Genomic DNA, 18088 nt, shown 5'->3' on the forward strand with positions numbered 1-18088 from the left:
TCTCCCACTTGTTTCCACCAGCTCCCGGTTTTTCATTCTTGGTGGTGGGTTACACGTCAACATCCCCTCTCACCCACTATGCGGGGTCAGAAGATGGCGCGCGAGTGGTGAAAAAATGTCAAAAGATGCCAATTAATGCACGATTAAACCACACAAGGGGGGTCTTAACTGCATATAATGTGCCTACTTTGCACATTACCAGGAAGGAGTTAGCCCTTGGACGCCGCTACCATCAACAGTTTCTTTTTTGTCGCTGCCCTGTTGGTGGGAGCCAGCGTACTGTTGAGCGCCCTCTCTTCCCGCCTCGGTATTCCCATTCTGGTTATCTTCCTCGCCGTCGGCATGCTGGCCGGTGAGGATGGCCCAGGTGGCATCCACTTCGCTGACTACTCCATCGCCTATCTGGTGGGAAACCTGGCGCTCGCCATCATTCTGCTCGACGGCGGCATGCGCACCCGGGTCTCCTCGTTCCGGGTGGCACTCTGGCCTGCCTTGTCGCTGGCGACGGTCGGGGTGGCTATCACCACCGGCCTGACGGGTCTGGCCGCTGCCTGGTTGTTTGACCTCAACCTGATGCAGGGGATGCTGATCGGCGCCATCGTCGGCTCCACCGATGCGGCGGCAGTCTTCTCCCTGCTCGGCGGGCGCAGCCTCAACGAGCGGGTAAGCGCCACTCTGGAGATAGAGTCAGGCAGCAACGACCCCATGGCAGTGTTTCTCACCGTCACCCTGATTGAAGTGCTCGCCACCGCCCAGCAGGGACTGGATGGGGGCTTCCTGCTGCTGCAACTGGTCAAGCAGTTCGGCCTTGGTGCCGGGATCGGCCTTGGCGGCGGCTGGCTGCTGTGGCGCCTTATCAACAGCGCCAAGCTGGCCCCCGGCCTCTACCCGCTGCTCACCGTCAGCGGCGGTCTGCTGATCTTCGCCCTCACCACGGCGGTCGGTGGCAGCGGCATTCTCGCCATCTATCTCACCGGTCTGTTGCTCGGTAACCTCGCCCTGCGCAGTCGCAGCACCACCTTGTCGGTGCTGGACGGCCTGACCTGGCTCAGCCAAATCGGCATGTTTCTGGTGCTGGGGCTGCTCGCCTCCCCCCACAAGCTGCTGCCCATCGCCCTGCCCGCGCTGGCGCTGGCGATGTGGATGATCCTGTTTGCCCGCCCGGTGTCGGTCTGGATCGGGCTGCTGCCGTTCAAGAACTTCGCCCCCCGCGAGCGCTGGTTTATCTCCTGGGTCGGCCTGCGCGGCGCCGTGCCCATCATTCTGGCGGTGTTCCCCATGATGGCGGGGCTGCCCAACGCCCAGCTCTACTTCAACGTCGCCTTCTTTGTGGTGCTGGTCTCGCTGATTTTGCAGGGCAGCTCGCTGCCGCTGGCCTCAAAACTGGCGCGGGTGGAGGTACCTGCACCGCCGTCCCCCATCAACCGCTCGGGGCTCGAGATCGATCTCGACAGCCAGTGGGAGACCTTCGTCTACCAGCTGGGGGAGGAGAAGTGGTGCATCGGCTCGCCACTGCGGGATCTGCAGATGCCCGCCGGCACCCGGATCTGCGCCCTGTTTCGTGGCCGCGAGCTGCTCCACCCCTCGGGCAGTACCTGTCTGCAGGCCGATGACATCCTCTGTGTGATCGGTCACGAACGTGACCTCCCTGCCCTCGGCCAGCTCTTTAGCCAGGCGCCGGAGCAGGATCTCGGCCCCCGCTTCTTCGGTGACTTCCTGCTGGAAGCAGCCGCGCGGCTGGTGGATCTCGCCCCTCTCTACGGGTTGGATGTGAGCGAGGTGGCGGATCAGACACTGGGCGATTTTATTGCCAGCCAGTTGGGCGATAATCTGGTGGTCGGTGACAACATCGAATGGCAGGGCCTGATCTGGACCGTGGCCGAAATGGACGAGAGCGTGCCGAGCAAGATCGGGGTGCGCTTTCAGGAAGAGGACCCGGTCTGACTGACCGTCCCGTATCAAGTCCCCAGCAAGAAGGGAGAGAGTTATGCCATATCAAAGTTTGCTGTCCGGCCCCCTGCCCCCCGCTGCCAATCTGGGGGTCATTGAAGGCTTTTTTGGCAAGGGATGGAGCTGGCAGGCCCGCGCCCGCTACGCCCAGTGGCTGCCACGCCACGGTTACGGCTTCTATATCTACGCCCCGAAAGAGGATGGCTATCTGCGCAAGCACTGGGCCCTCCCCTGGCCCGAGCAGCAGCTGGCGGATCTCGCCGAGCTGGCGCGCCAGTGCCGCGCCAACGGGCTCGCCTTCGGGGTGGGCTTGAGCCCCATGGGGGCGCATCACGACTATGAGCGGCAGCGCCCGGCACTGCTTGAAAAAGTGCGTCTTATCGACGAGATGCTCCAGCCCGATATTCTGGCTGTGCTGTTTGACGACATGAAGGGGGATACCCCGGACCTGGCCCGTCACCAGCTCACCATCGCCCACGATATCGCGGCCCACAGCAAGGCGACCCGCCTCATCTTCTGCCCCAGCTACTACTCGACCGACCCGGTGCTGGAGAAGGTGTTTGGCGCCATGCCTCCCCGCTATCTGGAGGAGCTTGGCGAGCAGCTCGATCGCCGTTTCGAGATCTTCTGGACCGGCCCCAAGGTCTGCTCCAGCGAATATCCGGCCAGCCACCTCAGGCAGGTGACCGAACTGCTCGGCCGCAAGCCCTTCCTGTGGGACAACTACCCGGTCAACGATGGCAGCAAGGCGAGCAGCTACCTGCACCTGCGCGCCTTCGAGAATCGCCCTGCCGAGCTGGCGGAGCTGGTCTCTGGCCACGCGGTCAACCCGATGAAGCAGGCAGCGCTCTCCGCTCTGCCCCTCGCCACCCTGCCGATGAGCTACCGACTCGGCAAGCAGTACGACCCCGACAAGGCGCTGCATGCCGCCCTCAACGCCACCTGCGGCCCGCAGATCTCGGCGATGATCGAGGCCGACCTGCCGCTGTTTCAGGATCTGGGGCTGGCGCAGCTCACCCCCGAGCAGATTGCCGCCCTCAAGGCGCGTTACCTGCCGTTTCGCGACCAATACTGCGTCGACGAAATCGTGCGCTGGCTGGATGGCGAGTATGTGTTTGACCCCGACTGCCTGACCGATTGATTGAATCGCCCGGCGGGGAGCGTTAGAGTCTGTCTCGGCTATCGTGATGGACGCGCCCGGACCCAAGCTGGTCGTGCAATAGCCCTGACAGGATGGTTTCAAGGGAGCTGGTATGGATACACATCTGCTTTACCAGAATCTGGCGGTGATCGCCGCCTTCTTGCTGATCTACAGCCTGATCGCGGGGCGCTTCGAGTCAAAACTGGTCAACGGCCCCCAGCTCTTTCTGCTGACCGGCTGGCTACTGGGACCCGGTGGGCTGGAACTGCTCTCCCTCTCTATCGACAGCGCCGGCATCAAGCTGCTGGCCGAGCTGACCCTGGTCATCGTGCTGTTCAACGATGCTGCCAACACCAACTGGCTGGTATTGCTGGCCAACCGCCAGCTCCCCATCCGGCTGCTACTGATTGGCCTGCCCCTCACCCTGCTCTGTGGCGCCCTGTTTGGCCACTGGATCTTCCCCGACTTGCCACTGCTGGAGATGGCCATCCTCTCCACCATTCTTGCCCCCACCGATGCGGCGCTGGGCAAGGCAGTGGTCAGCAACCCCGCGGTGCCTGCACCGGTGCGCGAAGGGCTCAATCAGGAGAGTGGCCTCAACGACGGCATCTGCGTGCCCGTGCTACTTCTGCTGCTCGCTCTTATCGCCCCCACCGAGGAGCACACCGGCACTGCAGCGCTGGCCATCACCCTGATGCTGGAGGAGATCGGTATCGGTCTTTTGGTCGCCTTCGTGCTGACCGCCCTCACCGTCCGGCTGCTGAAAGTTTCCTGTCTCAACGGCTGGCAACTGCCGCTCTGGCGTCAGCTCACCATGCCCGGGCTGGCGCTGCTCTGCTTTGCGCTGGCCCAGACTCTCGGTGGCAGCGGTTTTATCGCCGCCTTCGTCGGTGGTTTGCTGATGGGACGGCGCCTTGGCGAGCACAAGCACGCCTATATGGATAGCTGCGAAGGGTATGGCGATCTGCTCTCTGTAGTGATCTGGATGGTGTTTGGCGCCACCCTGATGCCCATCTTGCCGGAGCTGCTGCACTGGCAGTTCTGGCTCTATGCCGCCGCCAGCCTCACCCTGCTGCGGATGGTGCCGGTTTGGCTCAGCCTCATCGGTACCGGCCTCAAGCCCGAGCTCAAACTCTTTATCGGCTGGTTCGGCCCACGGGGCCTTGCCAGTATCGTCTTTGCGGTGATGGTGCTGCAAAACCAGCCGGCCCTGATCGGCCAGCGCCCCATCATCGCCACCGTACTCTGCACCATTATCCTGAGCGTCATCCTGCATGGCCTCACCGCCAACCCCTGGGTCGCTCGTTTCAAATCCCGCTGAGCTACTCGCCCATAAAAAAATACCACCTTGCGGTGGCATTTTTCTTTCGTGGCATAGGTCACTGACGGCTCTTACCCGAGCGCCAACCAGACTCCTACCCCCAGCATCAGGGTACCGGCGATGCGGTTCATCAGGGTGACGTTGCCGCTCTTGGCAAGGAAGTGGCGCAGAGTGCGGCCACCGCTGGCATAGAGCAGCAGGCAGGAGAACTCGATGACCAGAATAAGCGTCACCAGCGCAGTGATCTGTGGCACCATCGGCTTACTGGCCGAAATAAAAGGTGGCAACAGAGAGATCATGAAGGCCCACCCCTTGGGGTTGGCGATGGCGGTGACAAAGCCCTGCACCGCCAGCCCCATGGCGCTGGTCTGTTGACCGGCCGAGAGATCCGCCGGAATGGCCATCTTCCCCTTGGCCTGCCACATCTGGATGCCAAGCCACACCAGATAGGCGCCCCCCACATATTTGAAGGCGGCGAAGATCCCCGGATAGTTGAGCATGATGGCGGCTACCCCGATCACCGACAGCACCGAGACCAGCCCGACCCCGATCAGCTCCCCCCACATCATGTGCAAGGTACGGCGCACCCCCAGGCTCATCCCCAGGGTCATCGACAGGGTCATGCACATACCCGGGGTCACCGAGACAAAGAAAAAGGTCGGGATAAACAGAGCCAGAATGGCCGGATCGATCCAGCTGGACACAACACACCTCCATATGAATATGACGAAAGCAGGAAATAACGACTACGGGACAGGATTGACATAACCTAACCAGTTGTATCACATATCCAGCAGATCAGCCAGTTGTACCACATACTCAAACCATCAAGCGATAAATATTTCACAAAAAACTCAACTTACACAATTAAAACCCTTTTAACATGCCAATTTCAGCAATAAACACCTACTCAACCTCCTAGGCGCATGTGTCATATGCCAGTCCTGCCAATTCCGTGTAAGATCTACCCATGTAAATGATTGATACATCAATAATAATCCCATTCTTGATCGCTAAGCGGCTGGCAAGCCTGCTGATGATAGAGATGAGCGCCATCCGCAAACAGAGTCTGTACCAAGCCATCAGTGATGGATAGATAACTCCCCCTGTGTGGTCCGGAACAAGGGGGATAATGCCAAATTGATCCGCGCCATCTGACCTATGCGCACCAGAAACATCGAACGCTTCTGTGAAACCAAGCTGTTTACCACACAGACTGCAAACCGCAACAATGCGCCAAGCAGGAAAGCACCGCCGAAAAACCGCCCACGGTGTAAATGTCAAGTTGGCCCTCCCCGCGACCTGACCTTCATCCAATAAAAAGAGGGAGACATCATGTCTCCCTCACTCTTTGGCCCTTATCCCCTGCGGGTTGGGACTCTAATCTCTTGGCTGGTTTGCATTAGCTCCGCAGAGCCATGCTTTCACTTGCGTCAGATTCAGAGCTCGACCACGTCGAATTTCACATCCGGATTCACATCCGCATCGTAATCGACCTCATCCAGACCGAAACCGAACAGGCGCAGGAACTCCTGCTTGTAGCCGGTGTAATCGGTCAATTCGGAGAGGTTCTCGCTGGTGATGGATGGCCACAGGTCGCGGCAGGTCTGCTGCACATCTTCGCGCAGTTCCCAGTCATCCATGCGGATGCGAGCCTGCTCGTCCAGCGCCATGTCGGACGCGTAGAGACGGGTGCGCATCATGCGATCCACCTGCTCCATGCAGCCCTCGTGAATGCCCTTCTCCTTCATGATCTTGAAGGCCATGGAGATATAGAGCGGCATCACCGGAATGGCGGAAGAGGCCTGGGTCACCACGGATTTCAGCACAGCCACGTGAGCGGTGCCGCCCTTGGCAGCCAGATCGCCACGGATGGCGGCGGCGGCGCGATCCAGATCTTCCTTGGCGCGGCCCAGGGTGCCATGCCAGTAGATTGGCCAGGTCAGATCGGTACCGATGTAGGAGTAGGCCACGGACTTGGCGCCGTCAGCCAGCACGCCGGCATCACGCAGGGCCGCCATCCACAGCTCCCAATCCTGACCACCCATCACTGTGATGGTGTTCTGGATCTCTTCCTCGTTCGCTGGCTCGACGGTAGCGGTGATGATCTGATCCTTGTTGGTATCGATGGCGGTGGTGGTGTAGACCTCGCCGATCGGTTTGAGGGCAGAGCGCACCACTTCGCCAGTTTCCGGCATCTTGCGCACCGGAGAGGCCAGGGAGTAGACCACCAGATCGATTTGACCCAGATCCTGCTTGATAAGCTCGATCACCTTGGCGCGGCACTCGTTGGAGAAGGCATCGCCGTTGACGCTCTTGGCGTAGAGGCCCGCCTCTTTAGCTGCCTTGTCGAAGGCAGCAGAGTTGTACCAGCCAGCGGTACCGGTCTTGGACTCGGAGCCCGCTTTTTCAAAGAAGACGCCGAGGGTGGCAGCGCCGCTACCGAAGGCAGCCGCAATCCGGGAGGCCAGGCCATAACCGGTGGAAGCGCCGATCACCAGCACCTTCTTGGGACCATTCTCGATGGTGCCCTTGGCCTTGGTATAAGCGATCTGGCGACGAACATTGGCTTCACAACCGACCGGATGAGTGGTGGTGCAAATAAAGCCGCGAACCTTGGGTTTGATGATCATATGGGGTCTCGGATCCGTTTAATGGATGAAATCGGGGCATAAGATACCTCATCTTGCCGCGATAAGGTGCTCTGATGTGTTGAACTGCAGCAAATATGTCGAGACGAAAACGGGTCGATCCTGACCCGTTTGCTACCAATTTGACCAGTTTGAACCGGCTCAGCCCTTCTTGATCTCCCGCAGATAGCGGTAGATGGAGTGGACCGAAATGCCGAGCTGGCGCGCCGCAATCTGGGCGCTGTCTTTGAGTTCGAAGATCCCCATGTCGTGCAGTTGATTGACAATAACCCGGATCTTCTGGGAGGGCGGCACGGCTTCATTGCCGCGCACCTCGGCATTGACGGTGTCGATGGTGCTGTTGAGCGCTTCGTCGATGTTCCGGGCGAACACCTCCGGGGTGGCATGGCTCTCATGGGGATGCATGCACTCCGGCATCATGGTACGCAGCACAGATTGCAGCGGAGCATCCATGTCGCTGTTGATACAGAGCAAACCGATGGCCCTGTGCTCCCGGTTACGAATAACCGTGGTGATGGAGCGCAGGGTCTTGCCGGTGGCACACTTGGTCATGTAGGGGCTGGAGATATCCTGCCCGCTCTTGAGCTTCATCATCGCCAGGTTGGTGATGGGAGCGCCGACACTGCGGCCGGTGATATGGCCGTTGGCAATCTTGACGATCGAGGGATTGCGCGCATCCAGACTGTGGAGCAGCACTTCGGTGTGCTGGCCATACATGGCGGCGATGCCGTCCACTATGTTCTCCATCGACTTGAGGATCTCAAAATCGCTCGGACTCAACTCTTGCAGCTTCACAATGGGACCTTCTTGCAAGGGTTGCTGCCGGACAATGGGCGCCGGGCAGCAACCGACAGGGATATCAGGCGGACATGATATCAATAATGGTGCTGTCTGTGGCAGACATGCCCTCCTTCACCATCAGGCCAACGTTGCGGATGGTCTGATCCACGTCGCCGGCGACGATCCCCTGCCCCGATACCGAGTGGCTGTTGAGGGCCATCAGGAAGCCGCGCACCGCCGCGCCGGAGGAGGTACTCACCTTCATGGCGCAGGAGGCTTTCGCCCCGTCACACACCATGCCGGCACTGTCGCTCAGCACGTTCTGGATGGCGAAGCAGGATTGCTCGAAGCTGCCGCCCGCCAGATAGACCATGGCCATGGCGGCGGCCGCGCTGGTCACGGTATTGCCACAGAAGGCCGACAGCGGCGGATAGTGGGACTTGATATAGATGGCCCCCAGATGGCTCATGATGAGGGCGCGAGCCAGCTGCTCTTCGCTGGCCGCAAAGCGCTCGGCAATCACCATCACCGGAATGGTGGCGGCAATGCCCTGGTTGCCGCTGCCGAAGTTGCTCATGGCTGGCAGGGTCGCGCCCCCCATGCGGGCATCGGAGGCGGCCGCCGTCATCATCACGATGCGGTTCATCACATCCTCGCCGATAAGACCGGCATCGATGTTCTGCTGCATGGTGCGGCCAATCTCCAGGCCATAGGGGTTGTTCATCCCCTCGGCGGAGAGCTTGCCGTTGAGCTCGGAGGCTTTGAGGATGAACCGGATCCGTTCGAACTCCACCTGGGTGGCGAACTCGTAGATGGCAGCGATGCTGATATCGACGCCATCGCAGATGGAACCGGTGGCGCCGCCCTGGCTCTGATCGGCGGTGAAGGTCACCTCGCCATCGCGACGCTGCTCGACGATGCGGGTATGACCGCCGCACAGGGTCACTTCGGCGCTGTGCTCTTCACCCTTGTCATCAGTGCCATAAACGGTCACGCGGCAGAAGATAAACTCGGGGGCAGCGGTGCGGCTGACCAGCACGCCACCGGCATCGATCAGAGCCTGGGCACGGGCCACCTGATCTGCGGTGATGGCGGCCAGCACCTCCAGTCCTGCGTCGGCGTTACCGCCGATGGCGCCGGCCGCGGCCGCAATGGCCAGACCGATCTTGCCAGTACCCGGCACATAGACACCCATCGAGTTTTTGTAGAGATTATCCGACACCGCCACCTCGATACGACGCGGTGCGCAGCCCATTTGACGGGCGGCAACTGCGGCGGCATAGGCGGCGGCGATTGGCTCGGTACAACCCAGCGCTGGTTTGACAACCTGTTGAATAATCTGCAGATACTGCTGCCACGCTTGTTTCATCACTTGAACCTTTTTATCAACATTAACGAGCGATATGGGCGATCGCTTCCACTTCAACCTTGACGCCCATCGGCAGATCCTTCACTGCGAAGCAGCTGCGCGCCGGACACTCTTTCTGGAAATAGGCTTTATAGACCTCGTTGAACGCGGCAAAATCGCTGATCTCGGCGAGGTAGCAGGTGGTTTTGAGGACGGTCTCCAGCGAGCCGCCGCCCGCTTCCAGCACCGCTTTCAGGTTTTCCAGTGACTGGCGGGTCTGGGCAGCAATGCCCCCTTCCACCACACCACCCTGCTGCTTGCAGACCGGCAACTGACCGGAGGTAAAGATAAGGTCGCCATAGGCTGTGCCGTGGCTGTAGGGACCGATAGCGTCAGGTGCCGCTGCTGCTGTGATGATGCGTTTCATATAGCCACTCCTGTTTGTGCAATTTTTTTTGCAATCATAAATCTCATTTAGTTCAACATTATTTGCTTTTTATTTTATCCATTCAACAAAAAGATACAAAAATGGCGTTTAAAAGCACCTTTCGGCCTCAATATAAACCGTGATCACCATCCTGATTTGAACAAAAGTACTCTTATGGGCATTGTTTATGACAGTTCCACTCAACTATATTTGCGCCGATTTTTCTCATCCCTACAAAAAAGAAGGTTTTAATGGACGCGCATAGCACTACACTCGCCAGCCCCGCGATAGGCACGCTGGAATGGAAAGAAGCGGTTCGCTTCGACAGCACCGACTGGGGCTGGATCATCATGAGCATCGGCATGGCCATCGGCGCAGGGATCGTCTTCCTGCCGGTACAGGTGGGGCTGATGGGCTTGTGGGTCTTTCTGCTCTCGGCGGTGATCGGCTACCCCGCCATGTACATGTTCCAGCGCCTCTTTATCAACACCCTGGCCACCTCGCCCGAATGCAAGGATTACCCCAGCGTCATCACCGGCTACCTCGGCAAAAACTGGGGTGTGCTGCTCGGCGCGCTCTACTTCGTGATGCTGGTGATCTGGGTCTTCGTCTACTCCACCGCCATCACCAATGACAGCGCCTCCTTCCTGCAGAGCTTCGGCGTCACCGACGGCCTGCTCTCCGAAAGCCCGCTCTACGGTCTGGTGCTTATCTGCGGTCTGGTGGCACTGGCGTCGCGCGGCGAAAACCTGCTGTTCAAGATCTCCACCTTTATGGTGCTGACCAAGATCAGTGTGGTAGCGGTGCTCGGCCTGATGATGGTGGACAAGTGGGATGCGGCCAACATCACCGCCATGCCCGCCGCCGGTGACTGGATGAAGGATGCCATCATCATGCTCCCCTTTACCCTCACCTCCATCCTCTTTATCCAGAGCCTGAGCCCCATGGTGATCTCTTATCGTTCGCGGGAGAAGTCGCTGGAAGTGGCCCGCTTCAAGGCGATGCGCGCCATGAATATCGCCTTCGGCATCCTGTTCGTGGTGGTGTTCTTCTACGCGGTCTCCTTCACTCTGGCCATGGGCCACGATCAGGCGGTCAAAGCCTCTGAAGAGAATATCTCCGCGCTGGCGATGGTAGCCCAGGGGATGCCCGGCCAGACCCTCAAGCTCCTGAGCCTCACCCTCAACATCTTTGCGGTAATGACCGCCTACTTCGGCGTTTACCTCGGTTTCCGTGAAGCCTGTCAGGGTCTGGCGATGAACCTGTTGCGTCGGGTGCTGCCGGAAAACCGCATCAACAAAGGATTGGTAGGCAAAGGGATCATGGTCTTTACCGTCATGCTCTCCTGGGGTGCCATCGTGCTCAACGCACCGGTACTTAGCTTCACCTCTATCTGCAGCCCCATCTTCGGCATGGTGGGTTGTCTCATCCCGGCCTATCTGGTCTATCAGGTACCGGCGCTGCACAAGTACAAGGGCACTTCCCTCTACATCATCATCGTCACCGGTCTGCTGCTCTGCGTCTCGCCCTTCCTGGCGTTCAACTGATCGGTTTCCCCTTATCGACCGCAGGTCACCTTCGGGTGGCCCGTTTTCTATTGGGGCGGCTGACGGCGCCCCCGCCCGGAACTAAAAAGCCAAGGGGATCACAACTTGCAACCGGCCATCACCCAAGGGAGGCCGCTCGGAGTACTATTCAGGCAACACGACTCACGCCCGCACTCAGGTATCGAGGCTTAACATGAAATGGATTTTCAACCCAGCCATCCAGCTGGGCAATCAGCTCTCCTTCAAATACAAATTCCTGCTCTGGTCCTGCCTGATGCTGCTGCCACTGGCCTACAGCATGACCAATCTGCTGGGGCGGCTGCAGGATGACAATGCACAGGCGCGCAAGGAACTGGCTGGTGTTATCAGCCTCGCCCCCGTGCCTGCGATCGAACAGGCGCTACTCACCCATCGCAATCTGGTGACCCGTCACGCCCATGAGGTGGATCCGGTCGGTGATGATCAGGTCAAGGCAGCCGCACAAGCCGTTGATCAGAGCCTGCAAGCCTTTGCCGACACCCGCCAGAACAATCCCTCCTTTGAGGTGATCCAGCAGGGCTGGGCCGCCCTGCAGAGTGAAGCGGGCAAGCTGGAAGTGGAGCAGAGCAACCTGCGCCACGACAAGCTGCTGACCGAGGTGCGCCACCTCTACAAGCACATTACCGCCAGTAGCAGCCTGATCCAGGATCCGGCGCTCGGTACCTATTACATGGTGATCCTCGCCAGTGAGCGGTTGCCGCAACTACGCGACCTGCTGGCCCAGGTGCGGGATCGCGCCGCCACCATCGCCGACTTCGGCCTGTTTCAGGCAGAGAGCTACAGCGGCCTGCGTTTTCGTCTTGACCTGATCAGCGCCACCCTGCAAGAGCTGGAGGCCGATCTGACCCTGCTCTACCAGATGGAACCGGCCTACCGCGCCGAGCTGGGTCAGCAGACCGATGCCCTGATGCAACTGGTGCGTCAGGGGGTCGAGACCATGGAAAACAAGATGATGAAGGATCAGCTGGTGCAGCTCTCCACCAAGGAGGTGCAGGCACTGGGGGATAAGATGGAGGAATCCATCACCACGCTGGCAGGCCAGGTACGCCAGCGGCTGGAGGCCGATCTGCGTCAGCGCCTTGCTGCCAACCAACGCCACTTCTGGTGGGTCACCGCGCCGCTGACCGTCAGCTTGCTGCTTTACCTCTACCTGATGATCGGCGCCTATCTCTCCCTGCGCGAAACCGTAGGGCGGGTCCGTGATATCGCTGCCCGGGTCAACGCCCAGGATCTTAGCCAGCACATCGAGATTGTCGGTCAGGATGAGCTGGCCGCCATCAGCCGGGATTACAACGTGACCCTGGAGACCCTGCGTACCCTGATGCTGCGAGTGCGGGAAAATGGCGTCACCGTAGTGGAGAGCGCTACCGAGATCGAAGCGCGCACCTGCCGCTCGCAGGAGGTCATTGCCGATCAGCAAGGGGAGACTCATCAGGTCGCCACCGCCATCAAGGAGCTGGCCGCCACCTCACAAGACATGGCGGGCAACGCCCTGCAAGCCGCCCGCATGACCCAGGAGGCACAGAACGTGGTCGGTCAGGGCGAGGATGTAGTGGAGCGCACCATCAAGGCCATCGACCATATCAACCGCGAGGTGCTGCGTACCGCCGACACCATCGGTCAGCTGGAACAGCAGTGCAGCCAGATTGGTGGCGTCATCAGCGTGATCCGCGGCATCGCCGAGCAGACCAACCTGCTAGCTCTCAACGCCGCCATCGAGGCCGCCCGGGCCGGTGAGCAGGGGCGCGGCTTTGCGGTGGTGGCCGATGAGGTGCGATCTCTTGCCAACCGCACCCAGGGGGCTACCGTCGAGATCCAGCAGATGATTGAACAGCTGCAATCCGGCGCCCGCGCCTCGGTCACCGCCATGTCGGCGGCCAGCCATGAAGCACAGGAGGGGGTCGGCCTGGCGCAGGAGGCGAAACAGGCCTTTGGCGCCATCACCGAGAAGGTGGATCGGATGGTCGATACCAACGCCATCATCGCCAGCGCCATCGAGCAGCAAGGCGCCGTGGTCAACGAGATCGAACGCAATGTGGTGCGCATCTCGGATGGTAGTGACGAGGCGCTGCAAGTGGCCAACGCCGCCCGCGATGTCGCCCGCCAGATCCACCAGCTCACCGAACAGCTGCGCACCATGGTGCAGAGCTTCGTGCTGTGACAGAGCGCTGACAAGCCGGGCTCAACGTGAGCCCGGCATTATCCCGCTCTCACGTCTGTCCACAACGCCGTGAAGAGGTGTGGCCATCGTGGCAACGCGCCAGATGGCCATATGGCAAGACATCAATTCGGTAAGTCAGAAGCGCCCCAGCTGCTGGAGCATCTCGATCAGCTCCTCTTCGCTGCTCGGCTCATAGGCCAGCTGAAGGCTCGGCGCAGCGCCCCCCATCAGCATGTAGACATTGGTGCTGCAGTGGTCGTAGTGATACCACTTACCGTCGATACAGAGGTCGGTATAGCATCTCGGGTCCCTTTTCAGTTCCATATGCACATCCTTTTGTTACATCCCATCAACATCACTTCTGACCGTAAAATAACCACCGAGGTTCACGCTTGATGCAGATCAAGAGAAGCAGCTGAAAGGGACAGATATCAGCCAGATCTGTGGCCTACGGATGCCCCGAGCCACCATAGGTTATCCGAATGAAGACGGGCCGAGTGCCCTGTCATATTGCCGGATGGCCCCCGGTAACAAAAACGGCGCCCGCAGGCGCCGTTTTTCATTTTCCCTCAAAAGCGAGGGGCAAACAGAAGGCTTATTCGTCTTCCAGATAGGCGTAGCCTTGCAGGCCCAGCTCCAGCTCGTCGAGCAGGGCTTTGCGAGTGGCATCGTCCAGCGCCGGGTGAGCGGCGATCCGCTGGTAGTTTTCGCGGATCACGGACGGGTCGATGTTGACGTAACGCAGCAGCTGGTCGACGGTGTCGCCACGCACCACGTTGCGAATGTCCATCTTGCCCTCTTCGTCCAGCCACACTTCCGCGCAGTGGGTGTCACCGAACAGGTTGTGCAGGTCGCCGAGGATCTCCTGATAGGCACCGACCAGGAAGAAGCCGACGTGGCACTCTTCGTTCTCGCCGTAGACCGGCATTGGCAGGGTGCTCTCGACCCCCAGACCGTCGACATAGTGCTCGACCTGACCGTCGGAGTCACAGGTAATATCCATCAGGATACCGCGACGGCTAAGCGGACGATCGAGACCAGCCAGCGGCATCACCGGGAATACCTGACCGATACCCCAGGCATCCGGCAGGGACTGGAACAGAGAGAAGTTGGCAAAGCACTTGTCCGCCAGCTTTTCACTCAGCTCGTCAGCCAGCGCACGGTGGTTACGGTTGACCGGGTTGAGCATCTCTTTGAGTGCCAGACAGGTGTTCTGGTGCAGCATCTCGGCCCAGGCACGCTGTTCAAGGTTCAAGAGGCCCATGGTGTACTGGGTATTCACGTCACCCAAATCTGCCACCGAGTCATGGAAGATCTCCAGCAGGGAGGGATCTTCGCTGCGCAGATCCAGCCAGCCTTTCCACATGTTCTGCAGAATGGTCGGCGCATCTTCGTCCGGTGCGCTGATGTCGTTCATCTCCACCCCTTCGGCACCAATGATGTTGGTGACCAGCACGGCGTGGTGGGCGGTCAGGGCACGGCCGGACTCGCTGATGATGGTCGGGTGCGGCAGATCGAACTCGCGGCAGACATCACCGATGCCCCATACCACGTTATTGGCGTACTCGGAGAGGCTGTAGTTGGCGGAGCAGTGGCTCTGGGAACGGGTTCCCTCGTAGTCCACCCCCAGGCCGCCACCGACGTCCACTACCTCGATGTTGGCACCGAGGCGACGCAGTTCAGCGTAGAAACGGCCGCACTCGCGGATGCCGCCCTGAATGTCGCGGATATTGGCGATCTGGGAGCCCAGATGGAAGTGCAGCAGTTGCAGGCAATCCAGCTTGCCCAGCCCGCGCAGACGCTCGATCAGCGCCAGGATCTGGGAGGCGGAGAGACCAAATTTGGACATGGAGCCGCCGCTCGATTCCCACATGCCGGAGCCGGTGGAGGCGAGCTTGGCGCGCACGCCGATATTGGGTTTGATGTTGAGACGAGCTGACTCGTCCAGCACCATCTCCAGCTCGGAGGGCTTCTCTACCACGATGTAGACCTTGTGGCCCATCAGGTTGCCGAGCAGAGCGTGGCGGATATATTCGCGGTCTTTGTAACCGTTGCAGACGATCACCGAGCCTTGCTCATGGTGATGGGAAAGCACGGCCAGCAGTTCCGGTTTGGAACCAGCTTCCAGGCCAAGCCGGGGCTTGTCGCTGTAGGACTGGCTGATGGTCTCGATGACGCGACGCTGCTGGTTTACCTTGATCGGGTAAACGCACAGGTAGTCCCCTTCATAGCCTGACTTCTCGATGGCCTGACCGAAGGCATTGAACAGCGCATCGACCCGGCTCTTGAGAATGTCGGGGAAGCGCAGCAGCACGGGGGTAGTCAGCCCGGACTGACGCAACTGTTCGATGGCGTCAGAGAGCACAATATGCGCGTCAGGGCGTGATTTGTCGGGGGCGACGGTCACATGACCGGCGTCATTGATATTGAAAAAACCCGCACCCCAGTAGGGAACGTTGTAGACCTTCAAGGAGTCCTTGCTGGACCAGTTAGTCATGGGCTATGCCTCGCAAATGAGCGACGGGAAGTCGCCTTCGTTACCCTCAATCACATCCAGACCATCTTGTGCAAAACAGTGTTGCGCTTTGCACATCGCGGCAAGCCAGAGGCTGCCTGGTGGATCTTGGGAAGTAACGAGTCTTGATGTGGGGCTGGTGGCTTTACATCAAGCTCAACGGTATGCGGTGCTACTTTACGTTGCGCCGCGGTACTTTGATGACAGACGACATCAGCCACGTCGTCCGTTCATCATTCGGCAGCGATCCCGACAGAAGGAGAGGGTTCCAAGGAAGAGAAGCGAAGGCGCCAGCACGCATGCGTGTTGATAGACGACAACAACCACAGCCCACCTCACCGTCAGTGACCGCCCATGACAAGGGAAGATGATGAGCCTGTGGCCCACTCGGTCAAATGAAGGATGAGAGTCTGTTGTTCTCCCTGATACCGGAGCCTAACCGGTATTAAAGAAACCATTCCCCAGCAGTGTCTGTCGTTTCTGCGTGCCTCGCCCTATAGGCGTATGATCGGTCGGGTTTCTGGCGGCTCTGCCTGCTTCAGGGTTGCCCTTGGATCGGCGCGGAGTGTACACACTTACCGCGGGCAGTGACAATAAAAAATAGTGTTCAAAATCCCCTTTTAATAAGTCGATCAAATCTTGCTGGCGGGCAGGCGGGCTCTGGGATGGCGCAGGTTATGCGACAGCCCGGTTTCCCCTTGAAAAGTGTGTGAAAACGCCATGATTAGGCTGACGCCTTGCTGTGCGGTCGCTGAGGGGAATTTGGTCGCCACCGCCAGCGCCTAAATATCGTAATAAATGCCACATTTATGCGATCTCCCTCCCGGACGTTGTTCCGCGCGCCGCACATTCGCCGCTCTTCCCTTGCGTCAAAAAATGGGAAAAACCTGCGCTGACGCAATGAGTGGTGGGGCTGGAATGGCGCAAAATGAGCGCTCACAACCGGAGGTTGATTAATGGATACCCTGCTTGAGCGTTTTTTGCGTTACGTGACTTTTCATACCCGCTCTGACGAGACCAATCCCGCCTGCCCGAGCAGCGAGGGGCAGCTGATCTTCGCCCGTGCCCTGCAAGAAGAGATGAAGGCGCTGGGGCTGACCCAGGTCATTCTGGATGAGCACGGCTACCTCACCGGCTGCCTGCCGGGCAACCAGCCGGACGCCCCCGCTATCGGCCTGATTGCCCACATGGATACCGCCGACTACGAGGCAGAGCACGTCGTACCGCAAATCATCGAAAACTATCAGGGCGGCGACATCTGCCTTGGCAAGGGTGACGAGGTGCTCGCCATCCGTGACTACCGCTTCCTGAAAAACTACCTGGGTCAGGATCTCATCACCACCGACGGCACCACCCTACTTGGCGCTGACGACAAGGCGGGTATCGCCGAGATCCTCACTGCCATCGACCACCTGCAGGCCCACCCCGAGATCCCACGTGGCGATATCTGGGTCGGCTTTACTCCGGATGAGGAGATCGGCCGCGGCGCCAACCTGTTCCCGCTGGAGAGATTCCCGGCCAGGTGGGCCTATACCGTAGATGGCGGCGAACTGGGCGAGCTGGAGTATGAAAATTTCAACGCCGCCAGCGCCACGGTGCGTTTTATCGGCAATAACGTCCACCCCGGCACCGCCAAGGGGAGCATGATCAACAGCCAGACCCTGGCCGCCCGCTTCCACGTCGCCATGCCTGCCGAGCAGACCCCTGAGTGTACCGACGGGTATGAGGGCTTCTTCCATCTGGCTCAGATGAGCGGCACCGTGGAGGAGAGCACCCTGCACTACATCATCCGTGACTTCGACGACGAGCACTTCGCCGCACGCAAAGCCGAGATGCAGAGCCGGGTTGCCGCCCTGCAGGCCGAGTATCCGAAGGCCCGCATTGAGCTGACCCTGACCGACAGCTATCGCAACATGCGCAGCCAGATCGAGCCGCACATGCATATCGTCGAGCTGGCTCGCGCCGCCATGGAGGCCGCCGACGTGGTGCCGAAGATCAAGCCCATTCGCGGTGGTACCGATGGCGCCCGCCTCTCATTTATGGGTCTGCCCTGCCCCAACCTCTTCACCGGTGGCCACAATTTCCACGGCAAGCACGAGTTCATTCCGCTGCAATCCATGGAGAAAGCAGTCGCCACCCTGGTGGAGCTGGTGCGCCTCACCGCAGCCTGGCGCGGTTAGCCACGACAAGCTATCAGGTATCAATCTG

The 18088-nt window shown here is 59.8% G+C and carries 13 protein-coding genes; 6 read left to right on the forward strand and 7 right to left on the reverse strand.

The features are described from left to right. The first annotated feature begins 216 nt into the window (after nucleotides 1-216). The 3 genes from ACRAUW_RS11310 to ACRAUW_RS11320 all read left to right on the forward strand — a co-directional run bounded on the left by ACRAUW_RS11310 (nucleotide 217) and on the right by ACRAUW_RS11320 (nucleotide 4412). Entirely contained in the window at nucleotides 217-1944 is a 1728-nt protein-coding gene (locus tag ACRAUW_RS11310) for a potassium/proton antiporter (RefSeq protein ID WP_431362359.1), read from the forward strand. 43 nt (nucleotides 1945-1987) lie between these two features. Next, nucleotides 1988-3091 (forward strand): beta-N-acetylglucosaminidase domain-containing protein, encoded by a 1104-nt coding sequence (locus ACRAUW_RS11315; protein ID WP_431362360.1) that lies wholly within the window; start codon nucleotides 1988-1990, stop codon nucleotides 3089-3091. Nucleotides 3092-3203: 112 nt separating this feature from the next. Beyond that, nucleotides 3204-4412 (forward strand): cation:proton antiporter, encoded by a 1209-nt coding sequence (locus tag ACRAUW_RS11320; RefSeq protein ID WP_431362361.1) that lies wholly within the window; start codon nucleotides 3204-3206, stop codon nucleotides 4410-4412. 71 nt (nucleotides 4413-4483) lie between these two features. On the opposite strand, the gene ACRAUW_RS11325 is transcribed toward ACRAUW_RS11320, so the two are convergent. The 5 genes from ACRAUW_RS11325 to ACRAUW_RS11345 all read right to left on the reverse strand — a co-directional run bounded on the left by ACRAUW_RS11325 (nucleotide 4484) and on the right by ACRAUW_RS11345 (nucleotide 9618). Continuing rightward, nucleotides 4484-5116 (reverse strand): LysE family translocator, encoded by a 633-nt coding sequence (locus ACRAUW_RS11325; protein ID WP_431362362.1) that lies wholly within the window; start codon nucleotides 5114-5116, stop codon nucleotides 4484-4486. Between the two features lie 735 nt (nucleotides 5117-5851). Further along, nucleotides 5852-7045: an enoyl-ACP reductase FabV gene (fabV, locus tag ACRAUW_RS11330; RefSeq protein WP_160881078.1), complete on the reverse strand. Its 1194-nt coding sequence runs from the start codon at nucleotides 7043-7045 to the stop codon at nucleotides 5852-5854. A 159-nt stretch (nucleotides 7046-7204) separates the two neighbouring features. Next, nucleotides 7205-7858, reverse strand: coding sequence for a helix-turn-helix transcriptional regulator (locus ACRAUW_RS11335; RefSeq protein WP_431362363.1), 654 nt, complete (start codon nucleotides 7856-7858; stop codon nucleotides 7205-7207). Nucleotides 7859-7922: 64 nt separating this feature from the next. Then, the gene (locus ACRAUW_RS11340) at nucleotides 7923-9212 is read right to left on the reverse strand and encodes a serine dehydratase subunit alpha family protein (RefSeq protein ID WP_431362364.1); all 1290 of its coding nucleotides are present in this window, start codon (nucleotides 9210-9212) and stop codon (nucleotides 7923-7925) included. Between the two features lie 22 nt (nucleotides 9213-9234). After that, complete coding sequence (locus ACRAUW_RS11345; RefSeq protein ID WP_431362365.1) at nucleotides 9235-9618, reverse strand: Rid family detoxifying hydrolase; 384 nt, start codon at nucleotides 9616-9618, stop codon at nucleotides 9235-9237. A gap of 251 nt (nucleotides 9619-9869) precedes the next feature. Between ACRAUW_RS11345 and ACRAUW_RS11350 the strand changes: the two genes are divergently transcribed. Further along, entirely contained in the window at nucleotides 9870-11165 is a 1296-nt protein-coding gene (locus ACRAUW_RS11350; protein WP_431362366.1) for a hypothetical protein, read from the forward strand. Nucleotides 11166-11358: 193 nt separating this feature from the next. Further along, entirely contained in the window at nucleotides 11359-13365 is a 2007-nt protein-coding gene (locus ACRAUW_RS11355; RefSeq protein ID WP_431362367.1) for a methyl-accepting chemotaxis protein, read from the forward strand. Nucleotides 13366-13500: 135 nt separating this feature from the next. Here the strand turns inward: ACRAUW_RS11355 and ACRAUW_RS11360 are convergent, their stop codons facing one another. Then, complete coding sequence (locus tag ACRAUW_RS11360) at nucleotides 13501-13689, reverse strand: hypothetical protein (protein ID WP_421207974.1); 189 nt, start codon at nucleotides 13687-13689, stop codon at nucleotides 13501-13503. A 271-nt stretch (nucleotides 13690-13960) separates the two neighbouring features. Continuing rightward, nucleotides 13961-15862 (reverse strand): biosynthetic arginine decarboxylase, encoded by a 1902-nt coding sequence (gene speA / locus ACRAUW_RS11365; RefSeq protein ID WP_005344160.1) that lies wholly within the window; start codon nucleotides 15860-15862, stop codon nucleotides 13961-13963. Between the two features lie 974 nt (nucleotides 15863-16836). On the opposite strand from speA, the gene pepT reads away from it, so the two are divergent. Then, nucleotides 16837-18060 carry a peptidase T gene (gene pepT, locus ACRAUW_RS11370; protein ID WP_431362368.1) on the forward strand — a complete coding sequence of 408 codons (1224 nt, stop codon included), beginning with the start codon at nucleotides 16837-16839 and terminating at the stop codon, nucleotides 18058-18060. Nucleotides 18061-18088 lie beyond the last annotated feature (28 nt).

Source organism: Aeromonas sp., from assembly GCF_050633025.1.
Classification (GTDB): Bacteria; Pseudomonadota; Gammaproteobacteria; order Enterobacterales; family Aeromonadaceae; genus Aeromonas.